21 protein-coding genes are annotated in these 21,223 nt (G+C 59.7%); 4 read left to right on the top strand and 17 right to left on the bottom strand.

From position 1 onward, the window contains the following. Positions 1 to 329: 329 nt before the first annotated feature. The 8 genes from OHD58_RS21110 to OHD58_RS21075 all read right to left on the bottom strand — a co-directional run bounded on the left by OHD58_RS21110 (position 330) and on the right by OHD58_RS21075 (position 7,808). A complete protein-coding gene (locus OHD58_RS21110) occupies positions 330 to 1,607 on the bottom strand; it encodes a TRAP transporter large permease (RefSeq protein ID WP_263805411.1) in 1,278 nt (425 codons plus the stop codon). A 7-nt stretch (positions 1,608 to 1,614) separates the two neighbouring features. Continuing rightward, positions 1,615 to 2,136: a TRAP transporter small permease gene (locus tag OHD58_RS21105; protein ID WP_263805410.1), complete on the bottom strand. Its 522-nt coding sequence runs from the start codon at positions 2,134 to 2,136 to the stop codon at positions 1,615 to 1,617. Then, positions 2,136 to 3,161, bottom strand: coding sequence for a TRAP transporter substrate-binding protein (locus OHD58_RS21100; protein WP_263805409.1), 1,026 nt, complete (start codon positions 3,159 to 3,161; stop codon positions 2,136 to 2,138). The genes OHD58_RS21105 and OHD58_RS21100 overlap by 1 nt, the downstream gene beginning before the upstream one ends. 96 nt (positions 3,162 to 3,257) lie before the next feature. Then, positions 3,258 to 3,626 carry a hypothetical protein gene (locus OHD58_RS21095; RefSeq protein ID WP_263805408.1) on the bottom strand — a complete coding sequence of 123 codons (369 nt, stop codon included), beginning with the start codon at positions 3,624 to 3,626 and terminating at the stop codon, positions 3,258 to 3,260. Between the two features lie 9 nt (positions 3,627 to 3,635). Further along, positions 3,636 to 4,733, bottom strand: a complete 1,098-nt coding sequence (gene pyrC, locus OHD58_RS21090; RefSeq protein ID WP_263805407.1) for a dihydroorotase — start codon at positions 4,731 to 4,733, stop codon at positions 3,636 to 3,638. After that, positions 4,730 to 6,019 (bottom strand): Zn-dependent hydrolase, encoded by a 1,290-nt coding sequence (locus tag OHD58_RS21085; RefSeq protein ID WP_263805406.1) that lies wholly within the window; start codon positions 6,017 to 6,019, stop codon positions 4,730 to 4,732. Before OHD58_RS21085 ends, pyrC begins: the two co-directional genes overlap by 4 nt. Continuing rightward, entirely contained in the window at positions 6,016 to 6,966 is a 951-nt protein-coding gene (locus OHD58_RS21080; protein ID WP_263805405.1) for a dihydroorotate dehydrogenase, read from the bottom strand. Before OHD58_RS21080 ends, OHD58_RS21085 begins: the two co-directional genes overlap by 4 nt. Next, positions 6,963 to 7,808 carry a dihydroorotate dehydrogenase electron transfer subunit gene (locus OHD58_RS21075; protein WP_263805404.1) on the bottom strand — a complete coding sequence of 282 codons (846 nt, stop codon included), beginning with the start codon at positions 7,806 to 7,808 and terminating at the stop codon, positions 6,963 to 6,965. The genes OHD58_RS21080 and OHD58_RS21075 overlap by 4 nt, the downstream gene beginning before the upstream one ends. Positions 7,809 to 8,073: 265 nt before the next feature. Between OHD58_RS21075 and OHD58_RS21070 the strand changes: the two genes are divergently transcribed. Further along, positions 8,074 to 8,778, top strand: coding sequence for an orotate phosphoribosyltransferase (locus tag OHD58_RS21070; protein ID WP_263805402.1), 705 nt, complete (start codon positions 8,074 to 8,076; stop codon positions 8,776 to 8,778). Positions 8,779 to 8,787: 9 nt separating this feature from the next. Here the strand turns inward: OHD58_RS21070 and OHD58_RS21065 are convergent, their stop codons facing one another. The 8 genes from OHD58_RS21065 to OHD58_RS30785 all read right to left on the bottom strand — a co-directional run bounded on the left by OHD58_RS21065 (position 8,788) and on the right by OHD58_RS30785 (position 16,975). After that, positions 8,788 to 9,717 carry a helix-turn-helix domain-containing protein gene (locus OHD58_RS21065; protein WP_263805400.1) on the bottom strand — a complete coding sequence of 310 codons (930 nt, stop codon included), beginning with the start codon at positions 9,715 to 9,717 and terminating at the stop codon, positions 8,788 to 8,790. An 83-nt stretch (positions 9,718 to 9,800) separates the two neighbouring features. After that, complete coding sequence (locus OHD58_RS21060) at positions 9,801 to 10,565, bottom strand: ABC transporter permease (protein ID WP_263805399.1); 765 nt, start codon at positions 10,563 to 10,565, stop codon at positions 9,801 to 9,803. A 47-nt stretch (positions 10,566 to 10,612) separates the two neighbouring features. Continuing rightward, a complete protein-coding gene (locus OHD58_RS21055; protein WP_263805398.1) occupies positions 10,613 to 11,617 on the bottom strand; it encodes an ABC transporter substrate-binding protein in 1,005 nt (334 codons plus the stop codon). Between the two features lie 22 nt (positions 11,618 to 11,639). After that, complete coding sequence (locus tag OHD58_RS21050; RefSeq protein WP_263805396.1) at positions 11,640 to 12,428, bottom strand: nucleoside phosphorylase; 789 nt, start codon at positions 12,426 to 12,428, stop codon at positions 11,640 to 11,642. Next, the gene (locus OHD58_RS21045) at positions 12,419 to 13,171 is read right to left on the bottom strand and encodes an ABC transporter permease (protein ID WP_263805395.1); all 753 of its coding nucleotides are present in this window, start codon (positions 13,169 to 13,171) and stop codon (positions 12,419 to 12,421) included. The genes OHD58_RS21050 and OHD58_RS21045 overlap by 10 nt, the downstream gene beginning before the upstream one ends. Next, positions 13,168 to 14,079: an ABC transporter ATP-binding protein gene (locus tag OHD58_RS21040; protein ID WP_263805393.1), complete on the bottom strand. Its 912-nt coding sequence runs from the start codon at positions 14,077 to 14,079 to the stop codon at positions 13,168 to 13,170. The genes OHD58_RS21045 and OHD58_RS21040 overlap by 4 nt, the downstream gene beginning before the upstream one ends. A gap of 100 nt (positions 14,080 to 14,179) precedes the next feature. Then, positions 14,180 to 16,666 carry an SH3 domain-containing protein gene (locus OHD58_RS21035; protein WP_263805392.1) on the bottom strand — a complete coding sequence of 829 codons (2,487 nt, stop codon included), beginning with the start codon at positions 16,664 to 16,666 and terminating at the stop codon, positions 14,180 to 14,182. A 192-nt stretch (positions 16,667 to 16,858) separates the two neighbouring features. After that, on the bottom strand, positions 16,859 to 16,975 hold the full coding sequence (locus tag OHD58_RS30785) for a hypothetical protein (RefSeq protein WP_412177264.1): 117 nt from the start codon (positions 16,973 to 16,975) through the stop codon (positions 16,859 to 16,861). Between the two features lie 405 nt (positions 16,976 to 17,380). On the opposite strand from OHD58_RS30785, the gene OHD58_RS21030 reads away from it, so the two are divergent. The 3 genes from OHD58_RS21030 to OHD58_RS21020 all read left to right on the top strand — a co-directional run bounded on the left by OHD58_RS21030 (position 17,381) and on the right by OHD58_RS21020 (position 19,509). Beyond that, positions 17,381 to 17,689: a glutathione peroxidase gene (locus OHD58_RS21030; RefSeq protein WP_318528278.1), complete on the top strand. Its 309-nt coding sequence runs from the start codon at positions 17,381 to 17,383 to the stop codon at positions 17,687 to 17,689. Between the two features lie 77 nt (positions 17,690 to 17,766). Next, on the top strand, positions 17,767 to 18,771 hold the full coding sequence (locus tag OHD58_RS21025) for a D-cysteine desulfhydrase (RefSeq protein ID WP_263805605.1): 1,005 nt from the start codon (positions 17,767 to 17,769) through the stop codon (positions 18,769 to 18,771). A gap of 15 nt (positions 18,772 to 18,786) precedes the next feature. After that, entirely contained in the window at positions 18,787 to 19,509 is a 723-nt protein-coding gene (locus OHD58_RS21020; RefSeq protein WP_263805391.1) for an aspartate/glutamate racemase family protein, read from the top strand. A gap of 70 nt (positions 19,510 to 19,579) precedes the next feature. Here the strand turns inward: OHD58_RS21020 and OHD58_RS21015 are convergent, their stop codons facing one another. Beyond that, the gene (locus OHD58_RS21015; RefSeq protein WP_263805390.1) at positions 19,580 to 21,088 is read right to left on the bottom strand and encodes an ABC transporter substrate-binding protein; all 1,509 of its coding nucleotides are present in this window, start codon (positions 21,086 to 21,088) and stop codon (positions 19,580 to 19,582) included. Positions 21,089 to 21,223: the final 135 nt, after the last annotated feature.

Genomic DNA, 21,223 nt, shown 5'->3' with positions numbered 1-21,223 from the left:
GAGCACAGAATCCAAAGCCTTGGCGCTCTGTCCCGAAATTGGTCGACAATAATGGGAACAGGTCAAAGCCGAAGACTGCAAAGGCCGCTTCTACGACCCGGACAAACCGTGGGGCCTCCACACGCGTCAGGCGTATCTCTTGAGGGCCTGGCAGATGCGTTCCAACTCGCCGCCGATGAGGGAGACGCCAATCGCGCCCAGGCTTACGCACTGGTGACAAAACGTGCCCTGCGCGATGTGTTGCGGCTGCAACTCCGCACCGACGTCGACCTGTTCTACATCAGCAAGCGAAAGCCCGTGGTCGGCGCCGCTGACTCTCGTCTTCCTCGCTAAAACATCAGATTTGGAAGGAAGGTCGACAACCAGGGAACATAGCTGACAAGGATCAGCACCAGGATATTGACGGTGATGAAGGGGCCGATTCCTCTGACCACATCTTCCACCGGCCGATTGAGCGTAGCCGACGTCACTGCCAGATCCAATCCGATGGGCGGCATAATCATTCCGGTACAGACGTTCAACGTCACGACCATACCAAAATGGATGGGATCGATCCCCAAGGCGGTTGCGACGGGGAACAAGGTCGGCAGGAAGATCACCATGATCGAATTCGGATCCAGAAACATCCCACACAATAGGAACAGAACGTTGACCCCCATCATGAACACGACCCAGTTCACGTTGTTTTCTTGGATTAACGCCAGCAATGTCCGGTCAAAGCCCGCGAGCGTGATGAAGTAAGCAAGCAGCGCACCCATGGCGAGCAAGATGAAAATGACGCCGGTTGAGATCGAGCTATCTCGCGCAACAGAGAAGACGTCGCGCCAGGAAAGCGAACGGAAGATAAAAACCTCTACTATGACCGCATAAACGGCGGAAACAGCCGCGGCTTCGGTCGCCGTGAATACTCCGCTGAAAATGCCAACGAGGATAATGACCTGCATCAGCAGGGCCCAGAAGGCGTCGACGAAGGCAGACCAACGTTCGTTCCACGCCAGCCTCGGCGCCCCCGGAATTCCCTGTCGGTAGGCCGTCAGCGCAACAAGCACCATGAACCCCAAGCCGAGCACGATGCCGACTACCATGCCTGCGGCAAAGAGTGCCGCGATCGATGTGCCGGTAAGCCAGCTATAGACGACGAAGGTGATTGAAGGGGGGATTAGGAGCGCACATTCCGCACTTGACGCGATGAGCCCCAGGCTGAAGCGGTCGCTGAAGCCGGACCGCCGTAATTCAGGAAAGGCAACGCGGCCCATGGCTGCGACGGTGGCCGGCGCTGAACCGGCAGCAGCTCCGAACACCATGCAAGTGACGACGGTTGAATGCCCAAGGCCGCCCTGTCTGTGTCCGACCAGCGCGCGAAACAACCCTGCGAGTTGGGCTGCCATACGGCCCCTCGCCATCAGATCCGCGGCGAAGATGAAAAACGGGATCGCCAGCAACGTGACCACCTCCACGCCGCCCACCAGGCGCTGTCCGATGATCAGATCGGGCATGGTAGGATAGAAGAGGTACTTCGTCAGGATTGCTGGAGCGCCGAGAACGAGGAATATCTCGGCGCCAATGGCCAGCAGCATGACCGCAAGAAGAAAAAGCAGGACTACCATGTGACCATTACAGGTGATGCATGGGATCGATCTCGCGCTCGAAGCGATCTGACCAGCCCAGCAGTTCAACAAAATACTGCAGCGCCAGCAGCATGAACCCAACCGGAACGACCCAGTAGAGCCAAGCCACTGAGATGCCGAGTGTCGGGCTTGCCTGGCCGCTGCGGGCGACGAACAACGTGATCTCGAGACCGACCTTCACCATGTACACGCTGATGAGGAGGCCGAGCATGTTGATGGCGGCCTTAGCGATCCTGCGCGTTGGAGATGGCATGCGCGACAGAAGCATTCGCATGCCGATGTGGCGACCCGACTCAAGGCCGAGACCAAGCGCCAGAAAAACGATCCAAACCAGGCCAAACAGTGAGATCTCGTCGATCCAGGCGAGACGGGGAGCAAGTGATGGTATGACCTCGCGCACCAGAACGTTCGCAGTGTAACCGAACGTCATGGATAGCATCAGCAGACCGAGCAATACCCCCTGCAAAGTCTGCACCCGCCTCAGGAGAGCGACGATCCGGCCTCCCATCAGCCGGCGAGCTTCTTGATCTCGGAATCGTAGATCTTCAGCACCTGTTCGCCTTCGACGCCGGCAAGGGCCTGATAGGCATCGCGAGCCTTGGCCACCGTCGCGTCGCGCAGTTTTTTGCGCTCGGCTTCATCCGTAATGCGCACGTTGACATTTGCACCTTTGATGATTTCGAGAGACTTCTCCATCGCCTCTTCCTTCATCTTCTCGACTTCGGGCCGAACCTCATCGAAGGTTTTTGCAATGATCGCCTTGTGACCATCGGGCAGCGTCGTCCACCAAGCTGGATTGAACAGGACGAAATCCTCCATCGCGCCGTGTTCGGTGACTACGAGGTTCTTCTGGACCTCGTGGAATTTCATGGTCGTAATGGTGTCCAGCGGGTTTTCCTGACCATCCACGAGGCCGGTCTGCAGGGATGTGTAGAGCTCACTGAAGTTGATTGCGACCGCAGTCGCGCCGACGGCGGCAAACTGGTCGATCAGAATCTTTGAATCCATGACGCGGAATTTCTGACCTGCCAGATCCTCGAGATTGTCGAGCGGCTTGTTCGATGTCAGGCTCTTGCGTCCATTCGGCCACTCAGTGAGGGCGTGCAGACCGCGGCTGTCGAAGCTGTCAAGCAGGGCTTGGCCAAATGGTCCGTCTCGCAGCTTCTGGGAAATTAGGCGATCCGACGGAAAGAGATAAGGAACGTCGAGGACCGAAACGACGGGATTGAACCCACCAAGAAACGCAGCAGGCTGAACGGTGCATTCAATCGCCCCGAACTGAGTCCCCTCAATCATCTGCCGCGCATTGCCCAACTGTGAAAGCGGATAGATCGTAAATTCCACCTCACCATCCGTACGCTCTTTCACTAGCGCACTGACCTTCTCCAGGCCTTTGTGACGAGGCTGTGTTGGCGCCTCCAGATGCGCGATCTTGGCGGCGTATTTGGCCGCTTGGCCGAAAGCGATATTCGGCATCAGCCCGGCGGCCGCTGCTGTGGCAGCCGATTTCAGAATTTTTCTACGGGATATCATCAGTTCGCCCTCTTATCATTGTCTATTTTTTGAGATTAATCCACAATAAGATTACCGAGTCAATCGTGTCTGCCCGGCCCCCGGCAGACACGCAGTTCAACAGTCAGGGACGAGTTCTGTGATCCCGACCAAGTTGAGCAGCCCTAGATAATCCTCCCACAAATCAGGCTTCAAAGCGGCTACCCGTCTCAAGTGGCTAGCCAACGTTTCGAGAGCATCGCTTGCAACGGAAACGTCCAGCGGCTCGCCATCAAATGTATCGGCAAACCGCCCAGCCATATCGCCAAGAAGCCTGAGGAGCGCTGCGTGACCTTGATGTTCCAACCGCAACGCCGAGGTTCTTCGCTGAAACTCATAAAAGGTCCCGACACCTCCCTTCTGGGTGGCCAACCAATCGCCAAGTTTAGCGAGATCACGCTGCCATCTGGCATCGCTCAGGGGAAGAACGGGTCGGTTGTTACTCATATACGACTCCTAAGTGTTGTCTGGCCTGGCAACTTCCTTAATCGACCATGCGAGCCTTTCGCCGCCGCGAAATGTGACAACGTCGCTTCCACCTATCTCGATCGCGCAATCCACAACATCGTCCGACCGCTCGAGCGTGATTGTGCCAGCATTGAGCGGCAACCCGTAAAACTGCGGACCGTTGACCGTAGCGAAGGCTTCCAACTGATCCAGGGCGTCCTCTTCCTCGAACACCTGCGCGTAGGTCTGAAGTGCGGTCGCGCCACAGAATATGCCTGCAGAACAGCACTCGGCCTGCTTTGCCTCCCGCAGATGCGGGGCAGAGTCGGTGCCCAGGAAGAAGCATGCGTCTCCCGACGTGGCGGCCTTTCTGAGAGCCTGGCGATGGCGTTCACGCTTGGCGACAGGCAGGCAGTAGTAATGGGGGCGCAGGCCGCCTTGGAAGAGCGATGTGCGATTCAGCAAAAGGTGATGCGGCGTTATGGTAGCCGCAAGCCGGGGGGCGTTCTCACGCACGGCTGCGATGCCTTCCTCCGTCGTCACGTGTTCGAGAACAATCTTCAGGCCGGGGTGCCGCCTCATGAGCGGGATCAGGACCTTATCGATGAAGACGCTCTCGCGGTCGAAGATATCGATATCCGGATCAGTCACCTCGCCATGGACGAGGAGCGGCATGCCGATCCTTTCCATTCGCTCCAGCACCGGTGCGATCCTGGCAAGATCCGTGACCCCATGGGCGGCATTTGTCGTGGCCCCCGCTGGATAGAGCTTGCACGCCACCCAGATCTCACGACGAAAACCGTCTTCGACATCGTCCAGCAGCGTCGCATCCGTGAGATAGCACGTCATCAACGGCTGGAAATCCAAGCCTGCCGGCCTCGCCATCAGTATCCTCTCCCGGTAAGCCTCGGCGGCGGCGGTGGTAACGATCGGCGGCATAAGGTTGGGCATGACGATTGCGCGAGCGAACTGTGCGGTTGTGAAGGGCAGGATCGCTTTCATCATGTCGCCGTCGCGCAGGTGAACATGCCAGTCGTCGGGGCGCCTCATCGTGAGGCTCCGGATGGCCGGTATCTCAAGCTGGCCGAAGATGCTTTCCGGGCTCATTGCATCGCTGCCTCGCGGATTGCTGCGTGCATCACATCCACACCAGCGATCAGGTCCGATATTTCCATCGCTTCGCGCGGGTTGTGGGAACCATTCTGGTTGCGCACAAAGATCATGGCGCTAGGAACACCGGCGTTCGCGAACACCGCCGCGTCATGGCCGGCACCGCTCGGAATGGTTTCCGACGGCAGACCGAGTGCTGCTGCCGCCGTGGTTAACCGCTCCACCCAACCCTTGTCCATCGCTGCCCCGGCCGCCTCGACCCTTTCGTCAAAGCGAAATGCAACACCGCGCTCCTTGGAGACAGCGGCGCACTCGGACAAAAACAGATTGTAAGCCGCCTCCAAGGTGGCCCTGCTCTGGCTGCGTATCTCGAACGCAAATCGGACGATCTCGGGAATACGGGCTATGGCGTTCACCTCCGAGTCGGTTGATACGATGCCGGAGGTGAGCACGAGGTCATGACCGCGTTCGAGTAGCGTACGCCAATGCGAATCAAGATTCGCGATCAGATCGCACATGCCAAAGACTGCATCATGACGTAGCCAGCGCGGCACCGCGCCCGAATGGCCCGCCTCGCCGACGCACTCGACCGCGCGGTGCCGGATATTGCCGCGAATGCCAGTTACGATGCCAACGGGCAGATTGCGTGCGATGAGGACCGGGCCCTGTTCGATATGGAGCTCGATCCAGGCAGCGATCGAACTTGGCTCGAGAAGGGCTTCCCCACGGGCGATTCTGTCGACTTCAACGCCGACCGTGCGCATACAGTCCCCGAGCAAACGACTATCATTCTGCGCCGCGATCCGCAGGTCGGAAGGCTTTAGCGCTCCAAACAGGCAGCTCGAGCCGAGATAAGGTTTGCCAAACCGGGCACTCTCCTCGCCGCGAAGAGCAAACAGTTTAACGGTCCGGCGCGGGCGGATGTTCTCCTGCTTCATCCGGGCGAGCACCATGAGTGCGGCCACGACGCCGGCGGCGCCGTCATAATTTCCTCCCTGCGGCACCGAATCGAGATGGGAACCGCATGCAATGAACGGCAGGTTTTCGTTCGTACCGGGCAACGTGGCAACGAGATTGGCGGCAGCGTCCCGCTCGGTGGTCAGCCCTATCTGCAAAGCTTCGGCCTCAATGATGTCCAGCGCTTCGGATTCCTTGTCACTGTAGGCAAGCCGGCTGATGCCAATACCGTCGAATGCCGAGCGCTTCAGTCGTTCGAACAACTGCGTAAGCCTGGCGAATTCTGCCGGCCTGGCGTGCGGCTCGCGGATTGCGGACGCGGTCATTGCGCCGGCTCCATCCAGGCCATGTCCGGCTCGTCGCTCTCCTCCACGACCAGTCCGCCAACGAGATCACTTGCTCTCGGGATGTCCCGGTGCAGACAGAACTGCTTTATTCCATCGATTATCCGAACCATGGCATCAGGCTGGATGAATGTGGCGGTACCCACCTGCACCGCTGTCGCGCCAGCCAGCATAAATTCCGCCGCATCCTTGGCAGTGGCGATGCCGCCGCATCCTATGACCGGTATCGCGACAACCTTTGCGCACTGATAGACTTGTCGAAGGATGATCGGCTTCACTGCCGGCCCTGACAGGCCTCCCAGAATGTTGCCGAGGCTTGGCCTGAAGGTCTTCAGGTCGATTGCCATCGCAAGGATCGTGTTCGCGACCACCAGGGCGTTCGCTCCTGCCCTTTCGGCTGAACGAGCGACAGCAGCGATATCGCCGGTATTGGGTGTGAGTTTCACCCATAGCGGAAGTCCGGTTGAGCTCCTTAACGCCGACGTCACGCGCTCCGTCGATTCCGGTGTCATCGCAAAAGCTTTCCCATCCTCTTCGATATTGGGGCAGGAGATGTTCGCTTCGATGGCGGCAACACCAGGGATGGAGACTGCCCTGGCAAGGTTGGCGAAACCCTCCACGGTCGGAGCCGAAATGCTGACAACAAGCGGCGTGGAATAGCGCGCGTAAAGCGGCAGCATATGTTCCACAAAGTGATCGAGCCCCTTTGACGGAATCCCGATCGAGTTGATCAGCCCGCTAGGCTGCTCGACAACCCTGGGCAGCGGGTTGCCCGTTCGCAGTTCGTGCGTAATGGTCTTTGTGACAAGCGCACCCAGCTTCTCGAAGTCGACGACATTATCGAGGCCTTCAGCGAATGTGCCTGATGCCGGCATGACCGGGTTGCGTAACCTCAGCGTTCCGACAGTGACGGACAGGTCGACGCTCACGGCATAGCCTCCGCGAGGTCGAAGACCGGGCCGTCCCAGCAGACGCGGCGGCTGACGATGTCACCGTTCATGTTGAAGTCGCGCACGCAGCAATGGCAAAGCCCGATACCGCAGGCCATCTGCTGCTCCATCGCGATCTGACCGACGAGGCCGAATTCCGCTGCGAGCCGCTGCAGGACCCGCATCAGGCGGCTGGAGCCGCAGGTGAAAAAGGCATCGCAGCCCCGGCCGGCGATCAGCCCGCGAAGGATCTTCTCGACGTTCGCTGGACCGCTGGTGGCTTCTGAATCCGTCACGCCAACGACATCGGCGCCGCAGTTCCGAAACAGATCGGCGGAAACCAAAAGGTCCGGGCGTCGCGCGCTCAGGATCGCGGTGACATGAATGCCGGCTTGGGCGGCCATTGATGCGAGCGGTGCCAGTGTCGCCAGCCCGGCTCCGCGGCCGACAAGCGCGATGCTGCGCCATGACAGGTCGAGTTTGAAACCGACACCGAGAGGGCCGAAGATATCGAGAGGATCGCCCTGAACCAGGGTTTCAAGTCCGCGCGTGCCTGCCCCAGTCACCTTGTACAGGAATTCGACTTCCGGCGGTGCCTTTCGCATTCCGTACACGCTCATGGGCCGGCGCAAAAACGGCTTTTCGCCGGCAGATTCCGGACAAAGAAGCTGGAAGAATTGGCCCGGCTCGGCCGAGGCGGCGAGCGCGCTGCAGGACATCACCAGCCGCCGATATTCACCGTTGACTGCCTTGTTGCTGAGCACAACAGCAGTTTCGGTCGAGACAGTGGGCCGCCAGTCCTCTTGTGCATCGTGGTTAGTCAGCGTCAAATTCTGGAGCATCCTGCGACCGTCGCGAAAAAAGACAGCCTTACACAAGGCAATCTCAATTGCAAGACTTAGTCTCTTTTTTGCGACAGTTGTCGCAATGATGAGGATTTGAATCGAAACGGGCATCTTTTACGGTGGAGAATTCTGTACCGCGGGATAACAAGGATTGACGAGCAGGCCCATCACCGACAGAAGGGGCCGTTTGCATCCGACAAGCGCCCAAACTCGACACCACCATGCCGGTGGTCGCCGACGCACACCTGGTGGAGAACGACCGATGCCCAGCCTCTATACGCCTGTCGACAAAGAGACGATCGCCAAGGAGGCAGCCAAGATGCTGCTCGAAATCAAGGCCGTCCACTTCTATGACGAGAAGCCATTTTTCTTCACATCCGGCTGGGCGAGCCCGGTCTACATCGATTGCCGAAAGATCATTTCCTACCCGCGGCTGAGATCATCGCTGATCGACTTTGCGGCTGCCACCATTGTGCGGGACATCGGCTATGAATCTATCGACAGCGTCGCGGGAGGTGAAACCGCTGGCATCCCGTTCGCCGCCTGGATTTCCGATCGGCTTATGCTGCCGATGCAATATGTAAGGAAAAAGGCCAAGGGGTTTGGCCGCAACGCCCAGATCGAGGGCGAAGTCGCAGCTGGCGCACGCACCCTGCTGGTCGAGGACCTGGCCACCGACGGACGTAGCAAGATCAATTTCTGCCAAGCTCTACGCAACGCAGGCGCCAACGTCGACCATTGCTTCGTACTGTTCTACTACGACATCTTCCCCAAGAGCCGCGAACTGATGGACGAGCTTGGCGTTCACCTCCATTATCTTACCACGTGGTGGCATGTACTGGAGGTCGCGAAATCGAGCGGTCACTTCGAGCCGAAGATTCTGGCTGAGGTTGAGCAGTTTCTCAACGAACCTGCCAAATGGTCAGCTGCCCATGGCGGAATTTCGGATTTCGGCAACGAAGCCTGAGTGGACAGCTTAGGCTGTCCTTGAACTCCGTCGCTTGGTCGACCTAGCCGTAGCGGCAATGCCTGATCGATCCAGCACGGTGTGCAACAGGGTGGCGGCTTCCCTGCCCTTGCGCGCACGTCGCCACAAATTCTCGACGAGTGTCTCGTAGAGCCGCACCGGCTCGATGTCGGCAGTCATCATCGCGACGCCCGAGCGGATATTGGGCAGATCGCCGCCTAGACGGAATGGACTGACGCCCAGATAGGTCTTATCCGCGGTGCGGAACAGCTGGAAGGCGGTATTCGGAAGAACCTCCTCGATCAATCCGATCTGAATGCCCATCGGCTCGCTTTCAATCAAAGTGATCAGGTGCTCTACCTCGAGGCGGGCGGCCTTGCGACGCTCGCCAAGTTCTGTGCCGGACAAGTCGAACCGGCCAACGATTCCAAGTTTCAGCCAGCGCTCGATCTCCAGCAAATTGACGAAATTCACGACGCTCAACCGCCGCCGCTGGCTTGCTTGCTTGCGCTCGTCAAGGATGGAAATGATGGTGTCTATCTCCTGCTCAGCGCTCTTGGCAGAGATGTGGGGGGGCAGGGATTCCAGAAGCGTCCGCTTGAGGTATTTCGGAAACGCGTCCGAGGTCAGCAGGTAGGACAAGGGAGGGAAATGCGCCACCACCTGGTCAGCTTCACCCTCGACCTGACGCATGCGCTCGAAATAGCTGATCGGATTGGCATAATATTCCACGCCCGCACCAAGCAGGGACGCCACGGTCGTATTGAGCACATTGGCCAGCCTTTCGAGCGTCTCGATCTTGACCACGCCGCCGGTTTCGATGCGATAGACTGCGGCGCGCGAGATACCCAACTCGTCGGCGATCGCATCCGCGGTGAGGTCCCGACCCATTCTGTATGCTTTCAGACGTCGACCGATTTCCTCGAACTGGCTTGTCATCGTAGCTCTCCGGCGCGGTTAACCGTCTCATTATTTAGACGATTATCGCAGTTGCAGAAGTATGCAAAGTGCCGTGCGGACTCCTATTCGAGCAAAAGGCGATCGCGCGCAACGGCGCTTTCATGCCATCTCAACATTCTGCGCTCTGCCTGATCGACAGCCAGGAAGAGCCCATAGCCAAGCAATGACAACAGAAGAACGCTGACAAGCACGAGCCCGATGTCGGCGGTTTCTTGCCCAAGGCTGAGCAGATAGCCAAGCCCGGCGCGTGCGCCCATGAGTTCGCCGATGACTGCCGCAGTGACAGCCAGCGTGACGCCTACTTTCATGCCTGTGAACAGCAGTGGCAGCGATTGCGGGAGTTCGATCCGCCAGAGCCGCCTCCATCCATTCAAGCGCAGTATCTTCGCCAGCGCGAGCATATTGGGGTCGATCGAGCGCAACGCGCTCAGCATGTTGGACAGCACTGGGAAGAAGGTGACAATGGCCACCAGAACGATCTTCGGCGACGCCCCGAGCCCTAGCCAGAGCAGGAGCAGCGGAGCAATAGCGATCTTGGGGGCCGTCTGGACAAAAATAATGACAGGATCGAGAACAATTTCGAACATTGGCAGCCGGACGAACAGTACCGCGATTGCGATGCCAGCCGCCGTCCCGATGACAAATCCGATCACGATCTCCATCAATGTTACTGGAATGTGGCTAAACAGGCCTGCCTGCGTTGTCAGGAACCAGAATTTCGCTGCGAGTGCCGGAGGCGACGGCACGAGATATTCCGGTACTCCGAGCAGTGCCACCGCCAGCCACCACAGTGCAACAAATATCGCGAATGAAATGACGGCGCGCATCCGGTGTCTCCGGGCGCTCCGGTCTTGAGATCGGAGCGCCATGCAAATCAGAGGTCTGAGGGCTTTTCGACCACGAGGTCGGCGGCCGGAAACGATTCCGGTATTGCTTTGTATTCGGCGGCGACATCGATCGTCTTCTGCCACGATTCGACATTTCCGTAGCCGAACCCGTTCTTCTCGGTATCTGTGCTCTGCCAGAGGGTCTTAATGAAGACCTCCTTGATGATTTCGGTTACCACCTTCTCCTGCGGCGCAAAGGTTGGCGCGTAGTCCCTTATCGCCATCTGGACTTCCTTTCCGGCATCACCCTCGACAATATGCTTCAGCGCCTTGTCGAGGGCGGTGACAAAACCCTTCACTTGCTGGGAATTAGAGGCGAGATAATCTTCCGAAGTGACGAGCACGTTACCGTGGCTCGGAAGAAAATCGTCTGCGGCGATCATACCAACGTCCAAGCCTTCGGCCTTCAACGCATAGTAGCGTAGCATCGAGAAGACGATGGCATCCACCTGGTCGGACTTCAGCGCATCGAGGATCGCCCCGGTTCCAACGATCTCGACTTTCACATCATCAATCGACTTGCCGGCCTGGCTCATCATGACCTGAAGCTGGATATAGTTCGGGCTTCCATAGCTGGTCACGGCCACCTTCTTGCCGACGAGGTCGGCCGGAGACTTGATGCCGCTTGCATCCTTGAACAGCACTGCACCGATCCCGCGCTGATAAGTCGAGTGGACAACCTTCACGGGAATGCCGTTGGCGCGGGCAGAGATGACCGCATCACCGTTCGGAAAGCCAAACTGGACATTTCCTGCCGCGACATTGTTCAGGATGTCGGCGGCATTGGCATAGAGGAATTCAACCTCCAATCCCTGTTCCTTGAAGTAGCCTTCCTTCTGGGCGACGTACAACGGCAGATAATAGGGTACTGCCGCGCCGTCGATCTGTATGGTCACCTTCTCGTCGGCCCTGGCGGTGATGGCGCCAACGAACAACGTCATCATTAGCAGCGGGACGATCCATACTACGTTGAGCCTTCCGTGGATCTGCATGACTTTCTCCTCTGTCGGTTTGTTATGGGTTCGGCGCCTTGATCAGGTGCGCCGCACTTTGCGCACCGATGCTGATTAGGTCGTGCTGTGTCTTCTCATAATCTTCGAGCCAGCCATCGCTTCGCCGATGCGCATGAACCGCAAGAACCGCCCCGGCCCGTACGCCGCAGACCGCAGCAACTGCGAGGATCACCTCGGACTCCATCTCAACGGCATCGGCACCCGCGGCCGCGAACTCGTCCAGCAGGGACGAATTTCCCTGCCCTGCTGCGAAAACCGGCCGGCCCTGCGCGCGGTAATAGCCGTCCGCCGTCAGGCACCGGCCGCGCCGGGCCGGAACTCCAAGAAAGCCGCATGCCTGAACCAGGGCTTCACTGATCTCGGTGTCGGCGCAGACCGGCATATCCGCATCCGGCGCATAGATAGCGGCTACGCCACTGTTGCGTACTGCCTCATCGATGATGAGAAAATCCCCGAGAGCGAGATCTTCCGACAACGCGCCGCAACCGCCAGTGCGGATCAGGAATTTCGCCCCCATGCCGGCAAGTTCGACCGTGGCGATTTCTGCCGATGCCCCGCCAATGCCCGTGGAGCAGACGCCTATGAGAACATCGCCAAGATAACCGCAGCCCATGCGGAACTCCCGATTCTGGCCCACGATGACGAAGTCGTGGAGCACCGAGGATGCGAAGTCGACGCGTGCGGGATCGCCGGGCAGCAGAAACGCTTTCGGCACCGTCTCTGGACGCGGCAGATGTGGAGGCCGCCCCCCGCGCCACGGCCAAGCTGCGGATCTGTCCATCATCGCCATGAAAGCAGCCATTTCTCCAGTCCGGCCACAGTCTGGTAGATAAGAATCCCAAGAAGCGATGTGATCAGGACCATCGCGAAGAGCATCGGCGCTTTATAGGTTGTACCGGCGAACACCATGAGATAGCCGAGCCCCTGGGCGCCAGACAGCCATTCGGCAAGGATCGCGCCAATCGTTGCCTGCACCGCGCCTACCTTCAATCCAGCGAAAATCTCCGGAACTGCCGAAGGCAACTCGATCCGCACCAAGCGATCCCGCTTTGAGAGATTGAGGACGTCACCGAGGAACCCGAAATTGACTGGTACGGAGCGAAGTCCGAGGATCGTGCCTGCCATGACGGGGAAGAAGACCAAGGATACGACGAGCACGATCTGGGAGGTAAGCCCGAGGCCGAACCAGAGAATGAACAGGGGCGCCAGGGCGATCTTGGGAGCCGTCTGGAAGAAGAACAGATACGGTCCCACAATCCGCTCGAGGCGTGGGCTCTTGCCAAGCACGAAGCCGAGCGCGAAACCAAGGGCTGATCCAATGCCGAAACCGGCCGCAATGATACCGAGCGTGTGTGCCAAATGCGGCCAGATCGTCCCGTCGCGGAAAAGTGCAAAAGACGCCCACCAAACATCCGACGGGGCCGGAAGCACGAAACGGGGAACGTCGAAAAGACGAACGTAACTCCACCATATCGCAATGAGCAGCAACGGCGTTGCAAGCATGAAGAGCGCACGCAGTGAACGAGTGCTCATCTCAGTTCCCGCCGCAGAAGAGACAGCCAACGGTGGAAATCGGGGGTGTCCTTGAGCATCTCGCTGCGGTCGGAGCCAAGATCGAGCGTGTGGAGCGCGCTGATCCGGCCGGGGCGGGGGGACATGACAGCGACGCGGTCGGATAGATAAACCGCTTCGTCGATCGAATGCGTGACGAAGACGACCGTGGCGGATGTCTCGGCCTTGATCCGGAGCAACTCATCGTTCATCCGGTCCCGGGTCAGAAGATCGAGAGCGCCGAATGGTTCGTCCATGAGCACCAGTCGGGGGCGATAGACCAGAGCGCGAGCAATCGAAGCCCTCTGGCGCATGCCTCCCGAGAGTTCCTTGGGAAGAGCTCTGCCGAAGTCCTTTAACCCGACCAGTGCCAGCATGTCTGTTGCGCGTGCGTTCGCCTCGGCCCTGGCGACGCCGAACACGTCGAGCGGAAAGCGCACGTTGTCGTGGATGCTAAGCCAGGGAAGAAGAACCGGCTCCTGGAAAACGAAGCCGATATCCGTTCCCCGCGACGGCGCACCGTCCCGCCAGCGGATCGTTCCATCGGTTGGTTCCTCGAGTCCGGCGAGCAACCTGAGCAGCGTCGACTTGCCGCAGCCGGACGGACCGATCAAGCTGAGGAATTCGCCGTAGTGCACGTCGAGTGTCACCGGCGAGAGAGCCTCGACCTTCGAGCCTTCTCGCGTTCGATAGACTTTCGTCAGCGAATCCACGCCAACAAGAGCCGATGGTTCAGATTGCTGTTTCAAATTTCTTGACTGCACGCCGATTTGTCTCATTATTGAGACATCAAACTTGCAAGTATTCCGGCCGGAGTCAAACGGAAACGGATGCGACCGCCCGGTGCTGTCACCTTGTTTGACTCTGCCCTGCACGGGACGATCGATCAACTATCGACGGCGGCTGTGTCAGCGCTGGACGTAACGGCTCATTCCCTGCAACGATCGAAACATTCTTGCCGAAACAACGTGACAGCTCCAGAGAAACGCCTCAACGGCGGCGCAAACCGCCACCTCCCCCAAAATTGCCACCACCGTGAAACTCGGGGATGCGTCTGACCGGCGAACGTTCCATCGTGCGGCGTTCGAGCGCCCGCTGATTGCCGATCTGGCGACCTGCCCGATCGATACCCAGATGTTCGGGCGCCTGCTGGCGAGCCCGCGCTTCGTTGCGTTGCGGCAATATTTGGCTTGTCTCGGGCCGTTCATTGGCCTTGTTGGCGGCATCGGGGCGATTGTCGGTAAAATGCCCGCCGGTCTTCTTGAGGTTGTCGTTCGAGGGGCTTTCGACCGGCGACCAATCGCCGCCGTTGTGCCTCTGCCACTGGTCATCCTGGCGGCGGTAGACGTTGCCGTCGCGACCGGCATAGATGTCGCCGCCCTTGCCCTGCGTGACGAAGCCGTGGTCCCCGTCCGAGGTGCGCCAGCGGACGCCTTCGCCGCCCGCGGTAGTCATTCCGCCACGGACGCGCGCCCAGTCGGAGCCATGCTTGACCCCCGCCGTGCCCCACGAGCCATAGACATTGTGACCCCCGCGAGCCACCGCGGCGTTGCCGGTGCGCGGGTTGTAGGCGGCAATGAAGCCGCGCTCGCCTCGTGGGCCTTCCGCGACGCCGCCGCGAATATAGGTTCCGGTGCGTGGGTTGTAGGCAGCGCCGCCGGCCACCCCGCGATAGGGGCCGTAGGCATAACCGTAGCGGCCAAACGTGCCGCGGACCGGATTGTAGAAAGCGCCGACGCCGTAGGTCACCGGTCGTGGATAATAAGGCCAGTATCCGTGATGCCAGCCATAGTCCCAATAGTCGACATAATTCCAGCCGGTGCCATAGACGAGCGCATCCCAGGCAAGATAGGCGCCCAGGTAGCCCATCGTGTAGCCCAACCAGACGGCATCCTTCTCGGTCCTGTAAACGCGAACGTAGGTGACATTGTAGACGGGCGAAGACGGCGGGATCTTGTAGACCTCGTCAGGTACGGCGGTCGCCACTACGAACGGACCAGCGGGAGAGCCCCCGACAAACCAGACGCCGTCCTTCAGAACATAATATTTGGCTCCGACCTGGATGACCTGTTCATTGGTGTTGACCGCATAGCGCAGCGAGGTGTCCTCGATCGGTTCGAATTTGGGGGCGCCGCTGTAGACGACATCGACCTTGACCGAACCATCCGTCGAGACACGTGCCATCTCCGGGATACTCGCCTTCAGACGGGCTTCGGCGTTCTCCGACGTTCCCGGGACTGACGAGCGGACGGTGTAATACGGGGCATCCTCAGGGATATTCTGGAAATCCTCGGGCAAGTTTGGCGTCGCGAAGACCCATGGGCCGTCAAGCGAGGCGGATGAAAACCAGCGCCCAGAGAGAAGCGTGTACCATTTTCCGTCCGCCTTCCGGTAGAAAACGTCGCTTTCGCTATTGGACGCCCATTCGAGATCCGTGCCCGGGACCGGCTTCAGGACCGGCTCGCCGTCGAATTGGATGAGTTCGGCCGGCCTGTCCGAATAGATCACTTCCGGCGTCTTGCCTCCTTCCGGAACCGTAGGCGGAATGGCTGCCCGGGCATCTTTCCAGTTCTCGTCGTCCGGCAGTTTCGAAAATGCGTTGGGCAGGTTCATGACAGGCTGCCACGCGGCGTCGAGGCTCTTTGCTGTCAGCCAGGATTTTTCGTCGCGCAGGTAATAGCTGCCCTCGGCGTCGAGCTTGAAGAGGTCCCAGTTAGTGTTCACCACGAAGGATAGCCCTTCGACACCCTTGACCGGAGCGGCGACTGCCTTCCCGTCGGTCTGGACCAGGATCGCTGCGGTCTTGCTGACGAAAATCGGGGGCGGATCGGATTTCAGCCCCGAGACGTCATTCATCCGCTTGTAGTCGGCCAGGCTTGCGGTCATCCTTTCCTCGGTCAGCGTGATGGGTCCGGTCGGCAGCAGCTTGCCGACATCGAGCGCAAGATCGGTGATCTGGTTTCGGTCCAGCGCCGAGAAATTCAATTCGGTGGTCTTAATATTGCTGACGACGACCTCGCCGGATTGCTTGTCGACAACGGTGTCTCCGGTCAGGCCGATGACGCCGAAGATGGGCTTGCTGTCTTTAGCCGTCTTGTATTCCGTCGCAACCAGGGCCGTCAGGGCCATGAAATTTTTCCAGTCCGTGACCTGCGGTTGATAAAGAACGATCTCAGCGCCTTCGTCGGTGGTATAGCTCCGGGGCCAGCCTGGCCTCTCCGTATCGGCCTCGCTCAGATATTTGCCGCTGACGAAGCCGTTTTTGCCGCCGTAAGCGATGGCGCACCAAGTGCCGCCGGCGTCGCATTCGCTGAGTTCGACCTGCGAGCCATTGGGAATGGTGCCCAGACTCTTGTAGCTGGTGCCCGGCCCTTCCCGAAAGTTGACGTTTTCGGTCGTGACTGCGGCACCGGCCCATGCCGGGGTGGCAGCGACCGTTACCGTGAACAACAAGACACCCAGTTTGTTCATATCCATGGCTTTCGGCTTTGTTGGTCCTCAGCGGCCGTGTTGTACGGCCACTGCGAGCTTTAATGACAGCTTCGAGCGGGTCAGTGGGACAGTCACCAAACACCCTGAGCCGCCATACGCAATTTCCAACGCATCCTTGCGCCTGGAGGAAACCGGCGGCGAGTACGTTACCGTAACATTTGCAGAGGGCAGAAGCAGCTAAGCTTGCCATCCAGCGCCGTGGTTGAAGACGCTGGCATGGCCAGTCGACGCGCCCGACAGCGGCATCATGGATTCATAGGCAGCCTGCGCATCCGGCACGTTCAAGGCGTTCACATTGGATGAGCGTCATGGCAAGCCGTGGCGGCGCGCCATCTGTCCTGGGCTCGCGCGCCGAGCGTGAATTCGGCCGGCGATCCGGTCTTTATGTCGGCATTGCAGATGAAGACCCCGTATGGGCAGCCCGGAGGACGATCTGGGTCGGCGAGCAGCAGGCTAGCGTCTCGGCATTCTGCATGACAACCCGGCAGAACGGTTCAAGGCGGGCTGTCAAAGCGGCGACTGACGACTAACCCGGGACGCAATGGTGATGTGTAGAGATCCGGCCTGGGACGCGCAGTTCCACGTCGAGGTCAACCAATTGGGTCATACAGATTTGCCGCCGCGGAAATAGCTTTCCTTGACGGGAACGACGAAGCCACCAATGTACGGAGGTGATCCTGCCCGCAAGGAATTTTGCTTATGACAGCCTCGATATGTGACATTCCGTTCAACTGCGCCGACGGCTTGACCATAAGCCTTGGTGAATGTGCCGACGAGGTACCGCTAATCGTCAACGTCGCCTCCAAATGCGGCTTCACCAAGCAGTATGATGGGTTGGAGGCGCTCGACCGGTCGTATCGCGACCGGGGCCTCATGGTGCTCGGTTTTCCGGCCAATGACTTCGCCGATCAGGAACCTGGCACAGATGCCGAAATCCAAGAATTCTGCCGGCTGACCTATGGTGTCGAACTCCCGGTGTTCGCCAAGACCGCGGTGACGGACCCCTGAAGCACCCGCTCTAGCGGCGACCCGCCAGTCGTTCCGGCCGCCCAGACTTCCACAGGACAGAAAGACCCAGCCCGATGATGAACCTCGCCCGTTATCCCCGCGTCACACTCGGCCACCTGCCGACGCCTCTCGAAAAGCTCGACAATTTGACGAAGGAACTGAACGGCCCGGAAATCTGGATCAAGCGCGACGACTGCACCGGCCTTTCGACCGGTGGCAACAAGACGCGCAAGCTGGAGTTTCTGATGGCGGAAGCCATCGCCGAGGGTGCGGACACCGTCATTACGCAAGGTGCCACGCAGTCGAATCATGCGCGCCAGACCGCGGCGGCGGCGGCGAAGCTTGGGCTCGCCTGCCATCTCCTGTTGGAGGATCGCACCGGCAAGACCGACTTCGATTACAAGGAGAATGGCAACGTACTGCTCGACCGCCTGCACGGTGCGAAGCTGGAACGCTCTCCGGCCAATCCCGACATGAATGGCGAAATGGAAAAGCTCGCGGAGCGGCTGCGCGCCGAAGGCCACAAGGTTTACACGATACCGGGCGGTGGCTCGAACCCGACCGGCGCGCTGGGTTATGTCAACGCCGCCATCGAGCTGATCTACCAGGCGAACACCATAGGCCTCAAGATCGACCACGTCGTGCATGCCACCGGTAGTGCCGGAACCCAGGCCGGACTGGTAGCCGGCTTGGCCGGCATCAACAGCGGCGTGCCGGTGCTCGGCATCGGCGTGCGCGCGCCGAAAGCCAAGCAGGAAGAGAACGTGTTCGCGCTGGCCTCGCGGACCGCCGAGAAACTTGGCATTCCCGGCACCGTCAAGCGCGCGGACATCGTCGCCAATTGCGACTACATCGGTGAAGGCTACGGATTCCCCGCCGCAAACACGATCGAGGCAATCCGCACTCTGGCGCGCACCGATGCCATTCTGCTCGACCCGGTCTATTCCGGCAAAGGCATGGCCGGACTGATCGATCTGGTGAAGAAGGGTTTCTTCAAAAAGGGCGAGACGATCGTTTTCCTCCATACCGGCGGATCGGCCGGGCTGTTCGGCTACCCGACGGATTTCCTGACCAACGCTTGACAGGCATTGAGGAACATGAGCTCCCATTTCCCGCCTGCCCATCCAGTCGTCGGTATACTCGGCGGCATGGGGCCGGCGGCAACAATCGATCTGATGCGTCGCGTCATGGAAGCGACACCGGCCATCGACGACGCCGATCACATCCATATGCTCATCGACCAGAACCCGAAGGTTCCGTCGCGCATCCAGGCCCTGATCGAACGCACCGGCCCGAGCCCCGTGGACGAACTGGTGCGCATGGCCAGAAACCTGGAAGCGGCGGGCGCCACCTTGCTTGCAATCGCCTGCAATACCGCCCATGCGTATGCCGGCGACATCGAGGCGTCCATCACCATCCCCTTGCTCGACATGGTCACGCTCACCGCCGGAGAAACCGCAAGCAGACCGTTGAAGCATCGGCGCGTTGGCATGCTGGCCTCCACGGCCGTCCTTCAGCTTGGGCTCTATGAGCGCGCTTTCGAAGCTTATGGTATCGAAACGCGCTATCCTCGGCGCGCGGAGCAGGAACAGGTCCTGCGCCTCATCAAGGCGGTCAAGGCCGGTCGCGATCTGGATTTGCACGATGACTTCAATCGTCTTGCCCGGCAGCTTCTGTCCGTCGATCTCGACCTGCTGGTCGTCGCCTGCACCGAACTTTCCCTGCTCGTCAACGGTTTAGACGCCGATATCGAAGTGATTGATTCCCTCGACGTGCTCGTCTCGGCGATCGCACGGCAGGCTTCGACACAGGCCGGCTGAGGAATGGCATGGAGCCGTGGACACCTGCGCAAGAGCCAGGCAACTGCCCGGCTCTTGCGCACTCTCTTGGCTATTCGCCGGACCAGCCGATACGGTTGACGAAGATGTTCTCGTTCGGCGTCGGCGTGAATTCGACGCCCTTGGCAGCGCCGTAGATCACCGAGGCCTGGTAGAGCGGGATCACGTAGTTCTGCTTCGCCACGATCTCGTGCACGGTCTTGTACAATGCGATGCGCTTGTCCGTGTCGATCGTCGAGCGGGCCGCGTCGAGCGCCTTGTCGACCTCGGCGTCCTTGATGTTGGCCCAGCCGCTGGAAGAATGCAGGATCGGGTACATGATGCCGTCCGCGTCCTGGCAACCGCACGACCAGCGGCTGAAGGCCGACTGGGGAATGCTGTCCGGCCCCGATTGCATGCGCTGCAGCCAATTGCCCATGTCTGTCATCTCGATCTTGGGGTTAAGGCCGACATCGGCGAGCATTTGCTGGATCGCCTGGACGACGCGCTGGTCGTAGACGGGCGCGGTCAAGATGGAGAACTCCAGCTTGGCCTTGTCGCCAACCTCGGCGACGAGTTCCTTGGCTTTTGCCAGGTCATAGGCCGGAGCCTCGATCCCCTCCACCCAGCCGACATGCGCTGGAGAGGAGAGTTCTGGAACCGTGCGCTCATAGCCTCCCAAAATGCCGTTGACGATGCCCTCCTTGTCGATCGCCTCGGCTATCGCCAGTCGCACGCGCGGGTCGTCGAGCGGCGGCTTGCTAACGTTCATGGCGAAGTAGGCGACGCGCTCGGTGCGCGCGGAGACCACCTTGGCCTCGCTGGAGGCCTTGACCTGGTTGGCGAGGTCGCTGTCGATGTTGGTGACCAGATCGCTGGTTCCGGCAAGCAGGTTGGCAACGCGTGTTGCCGCATCGGGAACCGCCCGGAACGAGACCTTCGGGAAGGCCCCTTTCTGCCCCCAATAGTCGTCGTTGCGTGTCACCACCACCTCGACGCCGCGCGTCCAATGGTCGAATTCGTACGGGCCGCTGCCGACCGGGTGCAGGTTGAACGCGTCCTTGGATTCGGTCTCGACGACATGCTTGGGCACGATAGAAAGCTTGGTCAGTTGTGCCAGCAGAACCGGATACGGCCCCTGGGTGGTGACGACCACCGTGGTCGGGTCTTTCGCGACCGCATCGGTGATCTGGTCGAACTGGCTGAGCTGCGGGCTGGCGAAGGTGGGATCGGTGATGCGCTTGATCGAGAAGACGACGTCGTCGGCTGTCAGCGGCTTGCCGTCGTGGAATTTCACGTCGCCGCGGATTTTGAACTCGACCTCGGTGTCGGAAAGATATTTCCACTCCGTCGCGATCTGCGGGGCGATCTTGCCTTCGTCGTCGCGCGTGATGAGGTTATCGAAGATGTTGCGGTAGACGTTGAAGCTATCGGGGTTCCACTGGACATGCGGATCGAGCGAGTTCGGCTCACCGACGAAATCGATCACCAGCATGTCCTTGGCGAATGCCGACGACGACGGAAGCGTGAACGCGGCCGCCGCGCCCATCAAGGCGGCGAACATCAATCTGCGTGCTCTCATGACTATTCCTCCCAGTTGGACTTTCCAGCGCCGATGCCCTGCGTGGAAACAGTGTCTGCGCTCCCCGGTGCGGACGGACGACAGGCATCCTCCATCCTCCATCCGCCATCTGACATCTGACATCTGACATCTGAC

The sequence above is a fragment of the Mesorhizobium sp. ZC-5 genome, assembly GCF_025753855.1.
Taxonomy (GTDB): Bacteria; Pseudomonadota; Alphaproteobacteria; order Rhizobiales; family Rhizobiaceae; genus Neomesorhizobium.
The sequence above is the reverse complement of the archived record's forward strand: the minus strand, read 5'-3'. Positions and strand labels throughout refer to the sequence as shown.

Coding starts and splice junctions, on each gene's coding strand:
- OHD58_RS21085 (WP_263805406.1), bottom strand. CDS start 6,019: ATGACCGCGTCCGCAATCCGCGAGCCGCACGCCAGGCCGGCAGAATTC.
- OHD58_RS21095 (WP_263805408.1), bottom strand. CDS start 3,626: ATGAGTAACAACCGACCCGTTCTTCCCCTGAGCGATGCCAGATGGCAG.
- OHD58_RS21060 (WP_263805399.1), bottom strand. CDS start 10,565: ATGCGCGCCGTCATTTCATTCGCGATATTTGTTGCACTGTGGTGGCTG.
- pyrC (WP_263805407.1), bottom strand. CDS start 4,733: ATGAGCCCGGAAAGCATCTTCGGCCAGCTTGAGATACCGGCCATCCGG.
- OHD58_RS21020 (WP_263805391.1), top strand. CDS start 18,787: ATGAGCTCCCATTTCCCGCCTGCCCATCCAGTCGTCGGTATACTCGGC.
- OHD58_RS21075 (WP_263805404.1), bottom strand. CDS start 7,808: ATGCTCCAGAATTTGACGCTGACTAACCACGATGCACAAGAGGACTGG.
- OHD58_RS21105 (WP_263805410.1), bottom strand. CDS start 2,136: ATGGGAGGCCGGATCGTCGCTCTCCTGAGGCGGGTGCAGACTTTGCAG.
- OHD58_RS21045 (WP_263805395.1), bottom strand. CDS start 13,171: ATGAGCACTCGTTCACTGCGTGCGCTCTTCATGCTTGCAACGCCGTTG.
- OHD58_RS21055 (WP_263805398.1), bottom strand. CDS start 11,617: ATGCAGATCCACGGAAGGCTCAACGTAGTATGGATCGTCCCGCTGCTA.
- OHD58_RS21110 (WP_263805411.1), bottom strand. CDS start 1,607: ATGGTAGTCCTGCTTTTTCTTCTTGCGGTCATGCTGCTGGCCATTGGC.
- OHD58_RS21050 (WP_263805396.1), bottom strand. CDS start 12,428: ATGGCGATGATGGACAGATCCGCAGCTTGGCCGTGGCGCGGGGGGCGG.
- OHD58_RS21070 (WP_263805402.1), top strand. CDS start 8,074: ATGCCCAGCCTCTATACGCCTGTCGACAAAGAGACGATCGCCAAGGAG.
- OHD58_RS21100 (WP_263805409.1), bottom strand. CDS start 3,161: ATGATATCCCGTAGAAAAATTCTGAAATCGGCTGCCACAGCAGCGGCC.
- OHD58_RS21025 (WP_263805605.1), top strand. CDS start 17,767: ATGAACCTCGCCCGTTATCCCCGCGTCACACTCGGCCACCTGCCGACG.
- OHD58_RS21065 (WP_263805400.1), bottom strand. CDS start 9,717: ATGACAAGCCAGTTCGAGGAAATCGGTCGACGTCTGAAAGCATACAGA.
- OHD58_RS21035 (WP_263805392.1), bottom strand. CDS start 16,666: ATGGATATGAACAAACTGGGTGTCTTGTTGTTCACGGTAACGGTCGCT.
- OHD58_RS21015 (WP_263805390.1), bottom strand. CDS start 21,088: ATGAGAGCACGCAGATTGATGTTCGCCGCCTTGATGGGCGCGGCGGCC.
- OHD58_RS21030 (WP_318528278.1), top strand. CDS start 17,381: ATGACAGCCTCGATATGTGACATTCCGTTCAACTGCGCCGACGGCTTG.